Below are 15,666 nucleotides of genomic sequence, written 5' to 3' on the forward strand. Positions count from 1 at the left end.
CGAAAAGCGCAGTGACGGTCCAGCGTTACCACTTCCATTGCGTCGGCGGCGGGGGCGATGCCGTCTTCGACCTGACCGGCCGGTGGGTGCCGCGGCTGCAGGCGCTGGGACCTCAAGCCGATCGCGTCGCGCGGGCGCTCATGGATGGGGCGCCGGACACCGATTGGTCGGGCTGGCTGGTCGATGTCCACGACGCGCGGGGCCGGCGCGCGTTGGTGCGTTCGTTCGCAGACGTGCGCTCAACGGCCCTTGTGGGTAGTGGCATGACGCGAATGGACAACCGAAAAGCGTAGCGGCATCCTTCTCAAAACGGGAGGAAGTGTCGTGATTCGCGTTCTTGTTGCTGTCGGAGCTTTGACGCTCGCAATTTCCGCGGCGGAAGCCCGCAACACGCCGTGCTCTGGCTCGAAAGGTGGAGTGAAGGCCTGCCAAGGCGGCAAGTTCCTGTGCAACGACGGGTCCATCAGTGCGTCCAAGAGGACATGCTCCCGGTGAAGCGCCTTGCTTTCGCGGTTCTGCTCTGCGCCACAACCCCGGCCATTGCTGAACAGGTTGTTGGCCGTGCGTCCGTTATCGATGGCGACACCCTGGAAATCCGTAGCGAGCGGTTCCGCTTGCAAGGTGTCGACACGCCGGAATCGGCGCAGATCTGCGGAGATGCAGCCGGCCGGGATTACCCCTGTGGCCGCGTGGCAGCCCTCGCTCTCTCGGACAAGATTGGACAGGGCAACGTCGCCTGCGAGCGGATTGAGAAAGACCGCTACGGCCGCACGGTAGCGGTGTGCCGCCTCGGCTCGATCGACCTCAACGGTTGGCTTGTCGAGCAGGGGCTTGGTCTCGCCTATCGCCAGTACTCTACTGCCTACGTGAACCAAGAGGACGCAGCAAAGACGGCGAAGCGTGGTGTCTGGGCCGGACAGTTCACGCCGCCGTGGGACTGGCGCAAGGGCAAGCGCACTCAGGAGATGGGGGTAGCCGCACCCGGCGGGCCGGACGGCCCGATCCCGATCCCGATACTGAAGCCGGCAGCGCCCGCGTCTTCTGCGGCCGGCGGCTGCGCGATCAAGGGCAACATCTCGCGAAAAGGGGATCGCATCTATCATGTGCCCGGCTCGCGGGACTACGACCGAACCCAGATCAGCGAGGCGGACGGTGAGCGGATGTTTTGCTCGGAAGACGAGGCGCGGGCAGCGGGTTGGAGGGCACCGCGCGGATGAAGCTTGGTCAGGCTGCGCTTCTAACTTAAGCTGCGCTTCGTATCAAAAAGTGTGTTGCATCAACCACAGATTCGGATTTTGCGACGGGCAAACTCGCTTTGCACTCGACCCATCCAAGCCGACATGCTGCAGTATCCAAGTCAAGAATTCGATTTTCGGGGAAACGTTCATGCGCGCCATCATTGTTGCCGCGGTGCTCGCAGCGTCCGCAAGCGCAGCTCAGGCTCAGTATTACGGATATGGTTCGAACTCGCGAAGCCACAGCGTTAGCGGGTACACCAATAGCCAAGGAAATTACGTCGGCTCCTATCAGCGAACCAACCCTAATACGACCCAAATGGACAATTTCGGCACCCGCGGGAATTACAATCCGTATTCAGGGGCATACGGTACGCGTGGGCCGCGGTACTAAGCTGTCGCGCATCGCAGGCTGAGGCAACGACGCTCCGAAGGCTGGCTATCTGAGCGTCGTTTCCTGCTGCTGGTAGAGCATCGAGCACGAGCCCTGAGCGTGCCCCAAATGCGAGGCGTGCTTGTGCAGAACATCGATCCGGGGCCGCGCCCGGCATCGGCGCGCGTGCTACGACAGGACGCCTTACCGGAGCCTTCCCGTGCGCGCCTCCATTCTGATGTTCCCGATCCTCGTTGCCCTGGTCCTCCCGGCCGCCGCGCAGGCGCCGGCCCCGTCCGCCGCTCAGGCTGCGCAGCGCGACCGGATGAAGTCCTGCAACGTCGATGCTGGCACACAGAAGCTCGCCGGCGACGCCCGCAAGAGCTTCATGGCCGACTGCCTCGCCGGCAAGGCGAGCGCGGCGCCCGAGAAGGAGCTGACGCCGCAGCAGGCCAAGATGAAGAGCTGCAACGCGGACGCGTCGGCGAAGAGCCTTAAGGGCGCCGACCGCAAGGCGTTCATGAGCACCTGCCTGAAGGGGTAGACCACAGGGCGCTCGCCTAGTTCTGCTGCTTCCGTGTTGCTTCCGCGGCAATCGTTCGGGCCGGCGCTTTGGCGATTAAGCGGCTCTGGTGAACGCATAAAATCATCTGTGTCAGCCGTCCGCTTGTCGCCTTCGAGGGGATCGAGGCGCGCGCCGTCGACGTGCAGGTGCAGATCGCGCCCGGCGTCGTCGCCTTCACCGTGGTCGGCCTGCCGGACAAGGCGGTGGCGGAATCGCGCGAGCGGGTGCGCTCGGCCCTGATCGCTTCGGGGCTGGCTCTGCCGGCCAAGCGCATCACGGTCAACCTCGCGCCGGCCGACCTGCCGAAGGAGGGCTCGCATTACGATCTGCCGATCGCGCTCGCCGTGATGGGCGCCATCGGCGCGCTGCCGGAGGACGCGCTCGGCGGCTATTGCGTGCTCGGCGAGTTGGCGCTCGACGGCTCGATCACCGCGGTCGCGGGCGTGCTGCCCGCCGCGATGGCGGCCAACGGCCGGGGGCTCGGGCTGATCTGCCCGGCCGCGACCGGGCCGGAGGCCGCCTGGGCGGCGGGCGACATGGACGTGCTGGCCCCGCGCTCGCTGATCCAACTCGCCAACCACTTCAAGGGCAGCCAAGTGATGGCCCGCCCGCAGCCGGCCATCGCGGCGCCGTCCGGCGCGATGCCGGATCTCCGCGACATCAAGGGCCAGGAGGGCGCCAAGCGCGCCCTGGAGATCGCCGCGGCCGGCGGCCACAACCTTATCTTCAACGGCCCGCCCGGTGCCGGCAAGTCGATGCTGGCCGCGCGCCTTCCCTCGATCCTGCCGCCGCTCGGCCCCCGCGAGCTGCTCGAGGTCTCGATGATCCAGTCGGTGGCGGGCGTGCTCAAGGACGGCGCGCTGTCGAACCGCCGGCCGTTTCGCCAGCCGCACCACTCCGCCTCCATGGCGGCGCTCGTCGGCGGCGGCCTCAACGCGCGGCCGGGCGAGGTGTCGCTTGCGCATGGCGGCGTGCTGTTTCTCGACGAACTCCCCGAATTCACGCCCCAGGTGCTCGATTCCCTGCGCCAGCCGTTGGAGACCGGCGAGGTGATGATCGCGCGGGCCAACCACCGGGTCACCTATCCGGCCCGCTTCCAACTGGTCGCCGCGATGAATCCGTGCCGCTGCGGCATGGCGCTGGAGCCCGGCTATACCTGCCGCAAGGGCCCGAACGAGCGCTGCGCCGCGCAGTACGGCGCCCGCATCTCCGGCCCGCTCCTCGACCGGATCGATCTCCGGGTCGAGGTCGCTGCGGTCACCGCCGCCGACCTGATCCTGCCGCCGCCCCCGGAGGGCTCGACCGAGGCCGCCGCCCGCGTTGCGGCGGCCCGCGCCCGGCAGAACGCGCGCTTCGCCGACAGGGGTCTGCCCGCCTCCACCACCAACGCGACCTGCCCGGCGCCCGTGATCGAGGAGGCCGCGGCCCCCGACGCGGAGGGCGCCGCCCTGATCCGCAACGCGGCCGAGACGATGCGGCTGTCGGCCCGCGGCTTCCACCGGACGCTCCGGGTCGCCCGGACGCTGGCCGACCTCGACGGCGAGGCGCGGGTGCGGCGGCTGCATCTGGCCGAGGCCCTGTCCTATCGCGGACGCGGCGAGACCCCGCCCGGCCGCCGGCCCGAGGCGCATCCGCGGGCGTGAGGTCGGGACGCGCGTTCCATTCGGCGAGGTGGAGGTCCGGTTCCGGGCCTCACGATCCGGGCAGATGCAGCGGCATCCGGAAGGTGAAGCGGGTTTCCGCGGGCGTCGAGGTGACGCCCAGCGTGCCGGCATGGGCCTTGGCGATCTCGGACGCGATGTGAAGGCCGAGGCCGAGGCCCTGCTGACTGGGCCGGACCTCGCCCCGGAAGAACGGCTGGAACAGGCGTGCCAGGGCGGGCTCCGGGATGGGAGCGCCGCCGTTGGCGACGGAGATCGTCAGGGTTGCGCCATCGACGCCCGCACGCATGCGCACGGGCTCGCCCTTCGCGCCGTGCGTGAGGGCGTTGCCGAGCAGGTTCGAGACCAGTTGGGCGATGCGCGACGGATCGCACCGGATCGGCTCGGGGAGGGCGAACGCGGTCTCGATGGCGCGGTCGGGAACGCCGATCCTGAGTTCGGTCACGACCTGTTCCAGGATCGGCCCCAGCATCACGTCGGGACGGAGGTCGAGCGGGATGCCCGCACCGAGCCGGCCTCGCGCGAAGTCCATGACGTTGTCGATGAGGCTGCTCATCCGCACGACGCTGCCCTGGATCGCCTCGAACAACCGCGTCCGCCGCTCGGGCCGCAGATCCCTCTGAAGCAACCTGGCGCCGGAGGAGATCGATGCCAGCGGATTGCGCAGGTCGTGCCCGAGCACGGCGATGAATTGCTCGCGCAGCTCCGATGTCTCGCGTTCCGTCGCGAGGGTCGCCTGCGTCGCCCGCTCGGTCGTCTCGCTCCTGTCCCGGGCGTCGAGGATCTCGCGCTCGTAGAGCCGGCGGCCGGTCGATTTCAGCAGGGCGAGGCGCGTCGCGAGATGCTGCCCGTCGGCGTCCCTGACGACCCGGGCGTTGCCGAAGACCGCGAACTTGCCGCCGTCCGCTGTCCGAAGGTCGAGCGAGGCCTCGTCGAAGTGGCCTTGCATGGCGAGCAACGGGCTGTAGCTCGTCTCGTAATGCATCATGGTCCCGACCGTCAGAAGGTCCCGGAACCGTTGGCCGCGCAGATCGTGCGCCGGGCATCCGATCCAATCCGCCAGCGTGTCGTTGGCCATGGCGATACGGCCGTCTGCGTCCAGTGAGACGTAGGCGAACGGCGCGTTGCGGTAGAGGTCTTCGTAATCCTCGGTCATGCGCGGCCGATCAGACGAAACCGCGGATGGCGGCGATGACCTCCGACGGCGCGCTGAGGTTGGGGCAGTGACCGCTCGCCCGCAGGTGGACGAGCGTGCTGCCCTTGACGTGGCGGTGTACGTATTCGCCCACCGGGGTCGGCGCGATCACGTCGTCGCTGCACTGAAGGATCAGCGTCGGCACCGACACCAGGGCGAGGTCCGCCCGGTTGTCCGACGTGAAGGTCACCCGCGCGAAGTCGCGGGCGATGCCGGGGTCCATGCGACAGAAGCTGTCGGTCAGTTCCTCGCCGAGTTCCGGCCGGTCGGGATTGCCCATGATGGCCGGCGCCATCGTGTTCGACCATCCCATGTGATTGCTGCCGAGGAAGTCCAGAAGTTCATCGACCTGGGGGGACGAGAAGCCGCCGACGTAATCGCCGTCGTCGACGTAGCGGGGGGAGGGACCGACGAGGACCAACTGCCCGAACAAGCCCGGTGCGGCAATGGAGGCGAGGACGCCGATCATCGCGCTCACGGAGTGGCCGACGAAGACGGTGTCCCGCAAGCCGAGCTGCTCCCCGATCTGGATCAGGTCATCGACGTAGCCGGAAAGGCTCGCGTACTTGGCCGGATCGTAGGCCGCGCGATCGGAGCCGCCCGCCCCCACTTGGTCGAACAGGACCGTGCGGAATTGGGCTTCGAAGGCCGGTGCCACATAGCGCCACATGTTCTGGTCGCAGCCGTAACCGTGAGCGAAAACCATGGTTTTCGGGCCGCTTCCCCGAATTCTGACATTGTTGCGCACGACCGCCGACATGTCGCGATCCTATGATTGAACGACGAGACTGCCTACCAGGGCTCACTGAAGACAGGGCGGTTCCGTTTACGAACTTTCTTCCCGCACGGTTGCGGGGTTCGGGCCGCCGCGAGAGCGGCTGCTGCGGAAACATCGGCCTGAGGCCCGGTTCCGGCAGCGGAGACGATGTCCGCTCGCCGCCATAGCCGTCGGGCCCAGGGTCGGGCTCACCGAGCTTCGACCCTGCGCTAGAGCATCGTCCTAGATATGGGATCCAGGACGATGCTCTATGTTGTTGTGCTGCATCGTCTTTTTCCGAAAGCCGGAAACCACCTTTCGGGACGATGCTCAAGGCTACAGGCCGATCCGCTCCACCGGGAACCGAAAGACGACGCGGGTGCCGCCGGACGGCGCCCGTTCGATGCTGCGGGCGCCGTCGAGCTGGCGCACGAGGATGTCGACCAAGCCCCGGCCGATCGCCGCGTGCCCCCCCGACGGCTCGGGGAGCCCGATCCCGTCGTCGGCGACGGACAGCACCACCGCCGCCTCGTCCCGCGCGAGGCGCATGGTGAGCCGGCCCGGCCGGTCCGGGAAGGCGTGGCGCAGGGCGTCGGAGACGCTCTCGCTGAGGATCAGCGCCATCGGCCCGGCGGCGTCGGCCCGGATCGGGACCGGCGCGAGGTGGAGATCGAGGGCTATGTCCTCGCGGCCCGTCGCCTCGACGAGGGTGCCGGCAACCTCGCGGGCCAGCTCGGCGAGGTCGCGGGCCTCGTGCTCGCCCTGCGGCATGCGGTAGAGGGCGGCCAGCGCATCGATCCGCCCGATCGCGACGGCCAGCGCCGCCCGCACCGCCGGATCGGTGCTGTCGCCGCTCTGGTGGACCAGCATCGCGCTGATCATCTGCAGGTCGTTGCGGGCCCGGTGCCCGACCTCGCGCAGCAGATGCGCGTTGGCATCGAGCGCGGCCCGCGTGCGGTCGCGCTCGTCGCGCAGGGCATAGCGGTCGCTCACGTCGAGCTGCGAGGCGAAGAAGAACAGCAGTGTGCCGTCCTCGTCGTGGACGGGGCTGAGGAACAGCGCGTTGTGGAAGGTCGTGCCGTCCTTGCGGTAGTTCAGCAGCTCGGCGTGGATGTCCTGCTCCGCGGCGATCGCGTCCCGCACCCGTGCGATCTCGTTCAGGTCGGTCTCCGGCCCCTGCAGGAAGCGGCAATTGCGACCGTTGACTTCGAGCCGGGTGTAGCCGGTGAGCGCCAGGAACGCGTCGTTGGCGAAGACGATCGGGTTGTCGGGACGGCGCGGGTCGGTGATGATCATCGCCATGCGGGTCGCCCGCACGGCCGCGGCGAACGGATCGCCCTTGCCGGATTGGCGGGCGCTGATGCGCACCCGTTCGGTCAATTGCCAGTCGTCGTCGTCCGGCCCCATCCGCTCCTGAACGCTCCCCTGTCGCGGTTCCCCGAATCGGACCGCCGGGGCCGTCGTCAAAGCGCGCGGGGATGACCATATCAGGGGAAGCCACTCCGCGACACAAATCCCCGTCACGATCGAGGGAAGCCTGATGCTGTTCTTCCGCAAGCGCCCCGAGATGCCCGCGCCCTCCGAGGCCCTGCCGGGCCGGCCGACGCCGCTGCCGACGGCGCAAGCCCACTTCGTCAACGGCAATCCGCTCAAAGGTCCGTATCCGCCGGGCATCGAGACGGTCGTCCTCGGTTTCGGCTGCTTCTGGGGTGCCGAGCGCAAGTTCTGGCAGTTGCCGCGCGGCGTCCACGTCACTGCGGTCGGCTATGCCGGCGGCTTCACGCCGAATCCGACCTACGAGGAGGTCTGCAGCGGCGGCACCGGCCACAACGAGGTCGTGCTGGTGGCCTACGACCCCGCATTGCTTCCGCTCGCGGACCTCCTCAAGGTGTTCTTCGAGAGCCACGACCCGACGCAAGGATATCGCCAGGGCAACGATGTCGGCACGCAGTACCGCTCCGGCATCTACACTGCGGACGAAGCGCAAGGAGAGACCGCGCGGTCCGTGCGCGCCGCCTACGCTCCCGCCCTCCAGGCCCGTGGCTATGGGCCGATCACCACCGAGATCGAGCCGCTCGGCACGTTCTACTTCGCCGAGGAGTACCACCAGCAATATCTGGCCAAGAACCCCGGCGGCTATTGCGGGCTGGGCGGCACCGGCGTGTCCTGCCCGGTGGGGACCGGCATCGCCGCGGCGTGACGCCGACGCCGGGGACACCCCGGCGTGAAGGCCGAAGCCTCCTGAAGCCGCCCCTACCGCGCGTGCAGCACCGCCCGGCACGCATCCGGCAGCCCGGCCAGCGTCATCGGCGGGCGGGGCCTCGGCGGGGTCTTGGGCTTGGGCGGGTTGATGATCGCCGGGCTGAACCAGTAGTCGAGTTCCGCGCCGCAGCCATCGCCGGGGGGCGGCGGGGCTTGGTCGTCGCAGGCCGCTTCGCCGCCGGGGCAGGCCAGCCGAATATGGTAGTGGTAGTTGTGCCCGTACATCGGGCGCACTTTGTTGAGCCAGCCGCGCTCGCCCCCGGCCTCGCGGCACAGCGCCCGCTTGATCGCCGGGTTGACGAAGATGCGCGCCACCTCCGGCTGCCGCGCCGTCATGCGGATCAGTGCCGTGTGCTGCGGCGTCCAGATGTCGGGGTCGATGTCGAGCCGATCGGAACGTACCACGTTGGTCGCCGAGGTCTCCTCGCGCTCGGCGCGGCTCAGGCGGTGGCCCGGCATCGGGGTCAGCCAGACATCGACGTCGAGGCCGAGCTGGTGCGAGGCGTGGCCGGTCAGCATCGGCCCGCCGCGGGGCTGCGACATGTCGCCGACGAGCAAGCCCGGCCAGCCGGCCCGCGGCGCTTGGCTCGCCAGCCGCTCGATGAAGTTCACGAGATGCGGCACGCCCCACATCCGGTTGCGCGAGGGGCGCATCACCTGCCAGTTCGACCCGTCCATCGCCAGCGCCTCGCCGCCGGCAAAGCAGCCCTTGGCGTAGGAGCCGAAGGATTGCGGCTGCCCGCCGGTCGGCCCCGTCACGCGCCCGAACAGAGCTTTCGCCGGCGTCGAGGGATCGTTCGGGTTGGCGAGCGGCGGCAGCGGCTTCGGGTTGACGCTGCCGCGATCCTGCGCGGCGGCCGACCCGAGGGGCGCCAGGAGGGCCAGGGGGACGACGAGGGCGGAGAGGGACAGGCGGGGCAGCGTCATGCGCGTCGGTTCGTCCGGATGAGGGGCAGGGTTCGGCGAGCGCCCCGACCGTGCCCGCCGAGGTGGGCGTTTTTCAAGGCAGGCCGTCATAATGTTGCAGCCTCGGAGCATCGGCCCGAAAGGTGGGAACCGGCTTTCGGAAGAAAGCCGATGCGGCACAGCAATGGCCCGTTGCCCGCTTCACGGCCCGGTCAGGAAACCGATCGGCTCCCGCGGCGGCTGGCCGAGCCAGATCAGCACGGCGCCGACGCCCAGCGCGAACAGCGAGGCGGGGACGAGGCCGAGCGGGGCCAGCAGCACCGCGTCGGCCCAGGGCGCGATCTTTTCGACCGTCTGGCCGAGCGCCGCGGTGCGGTCCTGCGGCAGGGCGTGGATCCAGTCGGCGACGGTGGTGATGCGCAGGCCGTTATTGGCGATGGAGCGCGCCCCGTCGTAGCAGAGCTGCACGAAGCCCCCCGCCATGACCACGAGCCCGATCGCGCGGCTGAAGAACGGCAATCCGAGGAAGCGGGCGACGTTTCGCAGCATGTCCGACCTCGCGCGGGCTCAAGCCGCCGCGCTTGGCCGACTGACTAGGCCGAGCCCGACGCCGCTGGCAAGTTTCTTCCTCGTTGGCCTCAAGCGCCGGCAGCCGCGGATTCCTGCTCGGCCTCAAGCGCCGGCAGCCGCGTCCGCGGCTTTGGCTGCTTGCTTCGTTAGACGCTTCGGCCTTGCCGAAGCCCACTGCGCGGGGCGCTCTTCGCGCCCGGCCAAACGGCCGTTCCTCCTGCGAGGACGGCGCCGCGTCGCGTTGCGGCGCCATCGCGCGCGTGCGAGAGCCCGTGCCCGATGACGGACCCGCATTCCCCTCCCGCCCTGGTGATCTTCGACTGCGACGGCGTGCTGGTCGACAGCGAGCCGATCAGCCTCGGCGTGCTCACCCGCGGCCTCAACCAGATCGGTCTCGCGATCGACGTCGAGACGGTGCGGGCGCGCTATGCCGGCACCTCCATGGTGTCGATCATGCAGCGGATCGCGGACGAGGGCGGCATCGCGCCGCCCGAGGGTTTTGCCGAGCGGGTGAAGGCCGAGACGCTGCGTGCCTTCGAGGCGGAGCTGTCGGCGATGGCCGGCATCGCCGAGGCGCTCGCCGGGTTCTCCCTGCCGTTCTGCGTCGCCTCCAGCAGCGATCCGGTGCGGCTGCGGCGCTCCCTGACCCTCACCGGCCTTCTGCCGTTCTTCGACGGGCGCATCTTCTCCTCGGCCGAAGTGGCCCGCGGAAAGCCGTTTCCGGACCTCTTCCTCCACGCCGCCGCCCGGATGGGTACCGAACCCGCCGCCTGCCTCGTGATCGAGGACAGCGTGCCGGGCGTGCAGGCGGCCCGGGCCGCGGGGATGCGGGTCGCGGGCTTCACCGGCGGCGGCCATTGGGGCCACGACCGGACCGGGCAGGAGTTGTTGGAAGTGGGCGCGGCTTGCGTCTTCACGGCGCATGCCGATCTCAGGCGGATCGTCGCCGAGAGCTAAGCCTCGGACCCCAAAGGCAAGACACGTCGGATTCGGCCCGAAGGCCGACGTGTTCTTTCCCTGTCAAGCTGATCTTCGAAAGAACATTCCGTTGACCGTGAAGGCCTGAGGGCTCATCTTCAGAGCGTGCGGTCGTCTCCGCACCGCGGTGATTTGTCATGGCACGCTTGCGCCGCGTTATCAAACGCTAATGCATCACGGAGCATTGTGCGCCGTGGTCCTCGCCAATCAGGAGGACTTGCCTTGAACGGTCTTTCGCATTTGAAAACTTCTAGACTTGTCGGCGGCTGGGCCGGACGGGGGCGGGCGTGTTGTCGGGCAGTCATGTTCCTGGGCTAGGAGCCCGGCACGAACGCCTCACCGACAACCGGCCCTGAAGAGGCCGCAGGAGTTCACCCCGTCATGACCCGTGTCCAACCCTTCGCCGACATCCTCGCCGCCGAGGACGGCCCGCCCACGCGCGTGATCGAGATCGGCGACCTCACCGCCGGCATCGCCGTTCCCGAGCGCGGCGGCGTGCGGTTCTTCTCGTCCGAGCGCCGCTTCGACGGCCTCGACGGCACCCTGTTCCGCAATGTCGAGCAGGCGGCCCGCGCCGCCCGCGACAAGAGCCGCGCGATGCGCCTGCGCGCATAAGCGGCGTTTATCCCGAGACGGACTTGCACCGGCGGCCCGAGCACGGCCGCCGGTTTCTTCATGCGCGGTCGATGTCCCTCAGGGCCGCTGCGCGAGAAACTCCAGCACGCCCTGGCGGTGCAGCTTGTCGCCCACCGCCGTGGAATGGTCGCGGCCCGGCAGGTCGAGGGCGCGGGCGTTCGGCATCAGCCGGGCGAGTTCGCTGCCCGAGCCGGCGACCGTGTCGAGGGTGCCGACCGAGACCAGCGTCGGCGTGTCGATGGCGGACAACTCGGCCCGCGACAGGGTCTGGCGCGAGCAGCGGATGCAGGCGGCGAGCGCCTTGAGGTCGCTCTTGGTCTGCTCGGCGAACATCCGGAAGCTCGCCGCCGTCGGGTTCGGCGCGGGCGTGCCGGCGGGCGCCTCCAGCGCCTCGGCGATGCCCTGCGGCAGGCCGCGCCCGTCCACCAGATGGAAGCCGAGGCCGCCGATCAGCAGCGAGCGCACCACGTCGGGATAGTCGAGGGCGAGATAGGCGGCGATGCGCGCGCCCATCGAGTAGCCCATCACGTCGGCTTGGCCGATGCCGAGATGGCGCAGCAGGCGCAACGCGTCGCCCGCCATCAGGTCGGCCCCGTAGGCCTCCGGCTCGTAGACTTTCTCGCTCTGGCCGTGGCCGCGGTTGTCCAGCGCGATGACCCGGTAGCCGGCCTCCGACAGGAACTTGACCCAGAGCGTGTTGACCCAGTTCACCGCATGGTTCGAGGCGAAGCCGTGGATCAGCAGGATCGGGTCGCCGGTGCCGCCTTGAGCCGGCACGTCGATATAGGCGATCTCAACGCCGTCGGAATCGAAGCTCTGCATCGACTCGACATGCAGCCTCGCGCCCCGGGCTGTCAAAGGCCTCAGCATCCATCCCTCTCCCTTTGTAGCCTCAATCGCCGGCGCACGCCTCCGCGGGCTCAGGCTTTCACCGAGGCCGCTGCGCGCGGCTCTCTTCGCGCCGCGAAGCCGCTGGGCGGCTTCGAGAAACGGCCGTCTCTTCGGGCACGACTTGCCGTGGCCCCAATCGGCTGGCATCAGGCGCGCACGATGACGGATTCCCAGCCCTACGGCACCTACGCCCCGACCGGGCTCGTCGCCCGGATCGCGCAGCGGACGCAGACGCTCGACGAGCATTCCTGGCGCGGGCGGCGGATGGCGATGCTGCTGCGCCGGATCGCGATCTCGATGCTCGGCGGCCAACCGCTCGATGTCGAGCGCTACGGCGCGCGGATGCGGCTGCACCCCTACAACAACAATTGCGAGAAGAAGGTGCTGTTCACGCCGCAGTTCTTCGATTCGCAGGAGCGGGCGATCCTGAAGGCGCGCCTGTCGGACGACGCGGTGTTCCTCGATGTCGGCGCCAATATCGGCGCCTACGCGCTGTTCGTGGCGGCGCTCACGGGCCCGCGCGCCCGCATCCTCGCGGTCGAGCCGCAGCCCGACGTGTTCGACCGGCTGACCTACAACATCGCTCAGAACCCGTTCGGCACGATCAAGGCCATCGCCTGCGCGGTCGCCGACCGGGCCGGCGAGCTGACCCTGTTCATCGATCCGCGCAACCGCGGCGAATCGAGCGTGAAGATCGTCGGCACCCACAAGAGCGCGGCGATCCGCGTGCCCGCCGTGACCCTGCTCAGCCTGTGCCGCTCGGAGGGCATCGAGCGCATCGACGCGATCAAGCTCGACGTCGAGGGCGCCGAGGACCTGATCCTGGAGCCTTTTTTGCGCGAGGCGCCGGAGAGTTTGCGGCCGGCGTTGCTGATCGTCGAGGACGGCACCGAGCAGTGGCAGATGGATCTGCCGGCGTTGCTGGAGGGGTACGGGTATCGGCGGATATCGCGGACGCGGTTGAATTTGGTGTTCGAGCGGGTGGGGTGAGGGGTTGGTCTTTACCTGATTTTCGTTCGATTTGTCTGATCCGCTTTGAGGATTAGCGGACATCCAGAGACAGCGAACATCGCTGTAGGATATCCTCCGCGATGTCCTCTATCGGCCTTGCGGCATTGATGCTCAAACCTGACTTCGGAAGGCCATTTTTGGAAGCGTGAAGCTTCAAAATGAAGTCCTTTTCACTCTGCCGCCCGCCCCACTCATTTTCTGATCTTGAGGTTAGTCTTCGGCTTAAGGTGTCGCTATCCAATTCCAAGATAAATACGAAATCAAACAAGCCTAAGAAAACGTTCCAATTTCTGGAGCCACCGCAGAAGAAGGTCGCCGCGTGACTGTGGTCATTCACGAGTGCCCTTACCTTATCAACATTCCAGATATGATTCTCATGGGAAAAGCCAGCACGCTGCTTCCCCGTTATCGGATCGCCCTGATAGGCAAGCTCCCTATCGCCATGGATTGAATGGTGCCCACGCCGGAGCAACTCATTACAGACCGAAGTTTTGCCTGTTCCGGAAATACCTTCGATCAGGTAGTTTTTGGCCCCCATACGGAAGTCTCAACTGCTTTCCTTCGTGAATCGTCGGATACGGATCGAGCATCTGCCTCACGTCCGCAATGGGTAATAAGTCGGTGCATTACAGTAGAAAATTACTCAGTTTGGGACGCCACTAACAATCTGCACAGCATCCGCAATCACCACCCCCTCCGGTCCCACATCACACCGATACGCATACACCTCGACCCCCGCCGCCAACGCCCCCCGAAACGCCCGATCGAACCCCGGATCGATGTCGCGCGCCACATCGAACCGCTCCGCCCGCATCTGGATCACCACGATCAGCATCGCCCGGCCGCCCTCGCGCACCACGTTGGCCAGTTCCTCCATGTGTCGCGCCGAGCGGGCGGCCTTGCAGTCGGGGAACTCGGCGAGGCCGGGCTGGCGCATCAGGTGGCAGTTCTTCACCTCGACGTGGCAGGGCAGCAGGCCGCCGCCGCTCGCCAGGAAATCGACGCGGCTCGCCTTGCCGTAGGCGACCTCGGGCCGGAGCGTGTCGTAGCCCGCGAGCGGGGCGAGGCGGCCTTCGCGAAACGCCTCCGCCACAAGGGCGTTCGGGCGCGCTGTGTTGATGCCGACCCATTGCGGCCCGCCGGGCAGGTCCGCCTCCACCAACTCCCACGAATAGGGCAGCTTTCGCGACGGGTTGGTCGAGGTCGAAAGCAGGACCCGCGACCCTTCCGCGTTGAGGCCGAGCATCGCGCCGGGGTTGGCGCAATGCGCGGTGACGAGGCGCCCGTCCGCGAGCGTCACGTCGGCGAGGAAACGCTTGTAGCGCCGCACGAGGCGGCCTTCGGTCAGCTCCGAGGGAAAGCGCATCGGTCGCACCCGTGACGCCGCGCCGGAAGCGCGCGGCGGCTTCGCCTTCGCCGATCCGCGCTCTAGCTTCCAGAGCCGAATTCGTCGCCGAGGCCGCATGTCCCAGGAATCACAACGAACCGAGGTGACCGCCGCGATCCTGATCATCGGCGACGAGATCCTGTCGGGGCGCACCAAGGACAAGAACATCGGCGCCATCGCCGACGTGCTGACCGAGATCGGGATCGACCTGCGCGAGGTGCGCATCGTCCCGGACGTGATGGACGAGATCGTCACTGCTGTGAACGCGCTCAGGGCCCGCTACACCTACGTGTTCACCTCCGGCGGCATCGGCCCGACCCACGACGACATCACCGCCGACAGCGTGGCAGCAGCCTTCGGGGTCGGCATCGACGTGGACGAGCGGGCCCGTGCCATGCTGCTGGAGCGCCACCGCCCGGAGGACCTCAACGAGGCGCGGTTGCGCATGGCTCGCATCCCGCACGGGGCGGAGCTGATCGCCAACCCGATCTCGAAGGCGCCGGGCTTCCGCATCGGCAACGTCCACGTGATGGCGGGCGTGCCGCAGATCATGAACGCGATGCTCGACGAGATCCGCCCGACGCTGACCTCGAACGCGCCGGTCATCTCCGAGACGATCGAGGCCGGCGCCATTCCCGAGGGCAACTTCGCCGGCGCGCTCGGCACCCTCGCGGCGGCGCATGCGGGCGTGTCGATCGGCTCCTATCCGTCGATGACGGCGGAGGGCTTTCGCAACCGCATCGTCGTGCGCGGGCGCGAGGCCGAAGCCGTCGCGGCGGCGCGGGCCGCCATCGAGGCGATGCTGGAGGGGCTGCGGTAGCCGCGCGGCGACAGCCTCGCGTCAGCCACGGGCGCTAGAGCGACGGTAAGGCCAGGCTTCACACCCACCGAGCTTACCCGCGATGAGCAGCCCGTTTCCCGACACCGAGACCGCCGCCGACACCCTGATCGGCGAGGGCCGCAACCTCGATTCGATCCTGCGCATCCCGGTGCTGATGCAGGTGGTGCTGGGCTCGGCGACCATGCCGGTCGCCAACCTGATGAAGCTCGGCCGCGGCGCCGTCGTGCCCCTCGACCACCGGGTCGGCGAGCCGGTGGACGTGATGGTCAACGGCCGGGTCATCGCCCGCGGGGAGATCGTCATCGTGGAAGAAGACAATTCCCGCTTCGGCATCTCGCTCACCGAAGTGGTCGGGCCTTCCGGTTCCGACCAGAACGGCTAGTCTCACCTTCTTTCCG

General features: G+C 68.2%; 19 protein-coding genes. 11 read left to right on the top strand and 8 right to left on the bottom strand.

The window, feature by feature from the left end; genetic code table 11:
- Positions 1 to 11: 11 nt before the first annotated feature.
- From ASG52_RS14840 to ASG52_RS14855, 5 genes are all read left to right on the top strand, one after another.
- Positions 12 to 293: a DUF6894 family protein gene (locus ASG52_RS14840; protein WP_056244510.1), complete on the top strand. Its 282-nt coding sequence runs from the start codon at positions 12 to 14 to the stop codon at positions 291 to 293.
- 124 nt (positions 294 to 417) lie between these two features.
- Positions 418 to 495, top strand: a complete 78-nt coding sequence (locus ASG52_RS28780; protein ID WP_502691067.1) for a YdcA family protein — start codon at positions 418 to 420, stop codon at positions 493 to 495.
- Positions 483 to 1,217: a thermonuclease family protein gene (locus ASG52_RS14845; protein WP_200945612.1), complete on the top strand. Its 735-nt coding sequence runs from the start codon at positions 483 to 485 to the stop codon at positions 1,215 to 1,217. The genes ASG52_RS28780 and ASG52_RS14845 overlap by 13 nt, the downstream gene beginning before the upstream one ends.
- 611 nt (positions 1,218 to 1,828) lie before the next feature.
- Entirely contained in the window at positions 1,829 to 2,152 is a 324-nt protein-coding gene (locus ASG52_RS14850) for a PsiF family protein (protein ID WP_286159054.1), read from the top strand.
- Between the two features lie 104 nt (positions 2,153 to 2,256).
- Entirely contained in the window at positions 2,257 to 3,816 is a 1,560-nt protein-coding gene (locus tag ASG52_RS14855) for a YifB family Mg chelatase-like AAA ATPase (protein WP_056244513.1), read from the top strand.
- Positions 3,817 to 3,865: 49 nt separating this feature from the next.
- On the opposite strand, the gene ASG52_RS14860 is transcribed toward ASG52_RS14855, so the two are convergent.
- The 3 genes from ASG52_RS14860 to ASG52_RS14870 form a co-directional block, all read right to left on the bottom strand.
- A complete protein-coding gene (locus ASG52_RS14860; protein ID WP_056244520.1) occupies positions 3,866 to 4,990 on the bottom strand; it encodes a PAS domain-containing sensor histidine kinase in 1,125 nt (374 codons plus the stop codon).
- A gap of 10 nt (positions 4,991 to 5,000) precedes the next feature.
- Positions 5,001 to 5,789, bottom strand: coding sequence for an alpha/beta fold hydrolase (locus ASG52_RS14865; protein ID WP_056244529.1), 789 nt, complete (start codon positions 5,787 to 5,789; stop codon positions 5,001 to 5,003).
- A 333-nt stretch (positions 5,790 to 6,122) separates the two neighbouring features.
- Positions 6,123 to 7,193, bottom strand: a complete 1,071-nt coding sequence (locus tag ASG52_RS14870) for a PAS domain-containing protein (RefSeq protein WP_056244531.1) — start codon at positions 7,191 to 7,193, stop codon at positions 6,123 to 6,125.
- Positions 7,194 to 7,326: 133 nt separating this feature from the next.
- On the opposite strand from ASG52_RS14870, the gene msrA reads away from it, so the two are divergent.
- Complete coding sequence (gene msrA, locus ASG52_RS14875; RefSeq protein ID WP_056244533.1) at positions 7,327 to 7,986, top strand: peptide-methionine (S)-S-oxide reductase MsrA; 660 nt, start codon at positions 7,327 to 7,329, stop codon at positions 7,984 to 7,986.
- A gap of 53 nt (positions 7,987 to 8,039) precedes the next feature.
- Here the strand turns inward: msrA and mepA are convergent, their stop codons facing one another.
- Both mepA and ASG52_RS14885 read right to left on the bottom strand, forming a co-directional pair.
- Positions 8,040 to 8,975 (bottom strand): penicillin-insensitive murein endopeptidase, encoded by a 936-nt coding sequence (gene mepA / locus ASG52_RS14880; RefSeq protein WP_056244537.1) that lies wholly within the window; start codon positions 8,973 to 8,975, stop codon positions 8,040 to 8,042.
- A gap of 180 nt (positions 8,976 to 9,155) precedes the next feature.
- Positions 9,156 to 9,503, bottom strand: coding sequence for a hypothetical protein (locus ASG52_RS14885; RefSeq protein ID WP_056244538.1), 348 nt, complete (start codon positions 9,501 to 9,503; stop codon positions 9,156 to 9,158).
- Positions 9,504 to 9,803: 300 nt separating this feature from the next.
- On the opposite strand from ASG52_RS14885, the gene ASG52_RS14890 reads away from it, so the two are divergent.
- Together ASG52_RS14890 and ASG52_RS14895 are read left to right on the top strand one after the other, a co-directional pair.
- Positions 9,804 to 10,481, top strand: coding sequence for an HAD family hydrolase (locus tag ASG52_RS14890; protein WP_056244541.1), 678 nt, complete (start codon positions 9,804 to 9,806; stop codon positions 10,479 to 10,481).
- A gap of 402 nt (positions 10,482 to 10,883) precedes the next feature.
- A complete protein-coding gene (locus tag ASG52_RS14895) occupies positions 10,884 to 11,117 on the top strand; it encodes a hypothetical protein (protein WP_056244544.1) in 234 nt (77 codons plus the stop codon).
- 78 nt (positions 11,118 to 11,195) lie between these two features.
- On the opposite strand, the gene ASG52_RS14900 is transcribed toward ASG52_RS14895, so the two are convergent.
- On the bottom strand, positions 11,196 to 11,960 hold the full coding sequence (locus ASG52_RS14900; RefSeq protein WP_056244546.1) for an alpha/beta fold hydrolase: 765 nt from the start codon (positions 11,958 to 11,960) through the stop codon (positions 11,196 to 11,198).
- Positions 11,961 to 12,188: 228 nt separating this feature from the next.
- Between ASG52_RS14900 and ASG52_RS14905 the strand changes: the two genes are divergently transcribed.
- Positions 12,189 to 13,019: an FkbM family methyltransferase gene (locus ASG52_RS14905; RefSeq protein ID WP_056244751.1), complete on the top strand. Its 831-nt coding sequence runs from the start codon at positions 12,189 to 12,191 to the stop codon at positions 13,017 to 13,019.
- A gap of 52 nt (positions 13,020 to 13,071) precedes the next feature.
- Here the strand turns inward: ASG52_RS14905 and ASG52_RS26445 are convergent, their stop codons facing one another.
- Positions 13,072 to 13,578, bottom strand: coding sequence for an AAA family ATPase (locus tag ASG52_RS26445; RefSeq protein ID WP_082552573.1), 507 nt, complete (start codon positions 13,576 to 13,578; stop codon positions 13,072 to 13,074).
- Between the two features lie 105 nt (positions 13,579 to 13,683).
- A complete protein-coding gene (gene sfsA, locus ASG52_RS14910; RefSeq protein ID WP_056244550.1) occupies positions 13,684 to 14,406 on the bottom strand; it encodes a DNA/RNA nuclease SfsA in 723 nt (240 codons plus the stop codon).
- Between the two features lie 97 nt (positions 14,407 to 14,503).
- Here sfsA and ASG52_RS14915 point away from each other — a divergent pair, with 97 nt between their 5' ends.
- Together ASG52_RS14915 and fliN are read left to right on the top strand one after the other, a co-directional pair.
- A complete protein-coding gene (locus ASG52_RS14915; protein WP_056244553.1) occupies positions 14,504 to 15,247 on the top strand; it encodes a competence/damage-inducible protein A in 744 nt (247 codons plus the stop codon).
- Positions 15,248 to 15,329: 82 nt separating this feature from the next.
- The gene (gene fliN / locus ASG52_RS14920; RefSeq protein ID WP_056244556.1) at positions 15,330 to 15,650 is read left to right on the top strand and encodes a flagellar motor switch protein FliN; all 321 of its coding nucleotides are present in this window, start codon (positions 15,330 to 15,332) and stop codon (positions 15,648 to 15,650) included.
- Positions 15,651 to 15,666 lie beyond the last annotated feature (16 nt).

It is taken from the genome of Methylobacterium sp. Leaf456 (genome assembly GCF_001425465.1).
Lineage (GTDB): Bacteria > Pseudomonadota > Alphaproteobacteria > Rhizobiales > Beijerinckiaceae > Methylobacterium.

What these genes read in the sequence shown, in the direction of transcription:
- sfsA (WP_056244550.1), bottom strand. Translation starts at nt 14,406, where the DNA reads ATGCGCTTTCCCTCGGAGCTGACCGAAGGCCGCCTCGTGCGGCGCTAC.
- ASG52_RS14885 (WP_056244538.1), bottom strand. Translation starts at nt 9,503, where the DNA reads ATGCTGCGAAACGTCGCCCGCTTCCTCGGATTGCCGTTCTTCAGCCGC.
- msrA (WP_056244533.1), top strand. Translation starts at nt 7,327, where the DNA reads ATGCTGTTCTTCCGCAAGCGCCCCGAGATGCCCGCGCCCTCCGAGGCC.
- ASG52_RS26445 (WP_082552573.1), bottom strand. Translation starts at nt 13,578, where the DNA reads ATGGGGGCCAAAAACTACCTGATCGAAGGTATTTCCGGAACAGGCAAA.
- ASG52_RS14865 (WP_056244529.1), bottom strand. Translation starts at nt 5,789, where the DNA reads ATGTCGGCGGTCGTGCGCAACAATGTCAGAATTCGGGGAAGCGGCCCG.
- ASG52_RS14870 (WP_056244531.1), bottom strand. Translation starts at nt 7,193, where the DNA reads ATGGGGCCGGACGACGACGACTGGCAATTGACCGAACGGGTGCGCATC.
- ASG52_RS14860 (WP_056244520.1), bottom strand. Translation starts at nt 4,990, where the DNA reads ATGACCGAGGATTACGAAGACCTCTACCGCAACGCGCCGTTCGCCTAC.
- mepA (WP_056244537.1), bottom strand. Translation starts at nt 8,975, where the DNA reads ATGACGCTGCCCCGCCTGTCCCTCTCCGCCCTCGTCGTCCCCCTGGCC.
- ASG52_RS14915 (WP_056244553.1), top strand. Translation starts at nt 14,504, where the DNA reads ATGTCCCAGGAATCACAACGAACCGAGGTGACCGCCGCGATCCTGATC.
- ASG52_RS14895 (WP_056244544.1), top strand. Translation starts at nt 10,884, where the DNA reads ATGACCCGTGTCCAACCCTTCGCCGACATCCTCGCCGCCGAGGACGGC.
- ASG52_RS14890 (WP_056244541.1), top strand. Translation starts at nt 9,804, where the DNA reads ATGACGGACCCGCATTCCCCTCCCGCCCTGGTGATCTTCGACTGCGAC.
- fliN (WP_056244556.1), top strand. Translation starts at nt 15,330, where the DNA reads ATGAGCAGCCCGTTTCCCGACACCGAGACCGCCGCCGACACCCTGATC.
- ASG52_RS14845 (WP_200945612.1), top strand. Translation starts at nt 483, where the DNA reads ATGCTCCCGGTGAAGCGCCTTGCTTTCGCGGTTCTGCTCTGCGCCACA.
- ASG52_RS14905 (WP_056244751.1), top strand. Translation starts at nt 12,189, where the DNA reads ATGACGGATTCCCAGCCCTACGGCACCTACGCCCCGACCGGGCTCGTC.
- ASG52_RS14900 (WP_056244546.1), bottom strand. Translation starts at nt 11,960, where the DNA reads ATGCAGAGCTTCGATTCCGACGGCGTTGAGATCGCCTATATCGACGTG.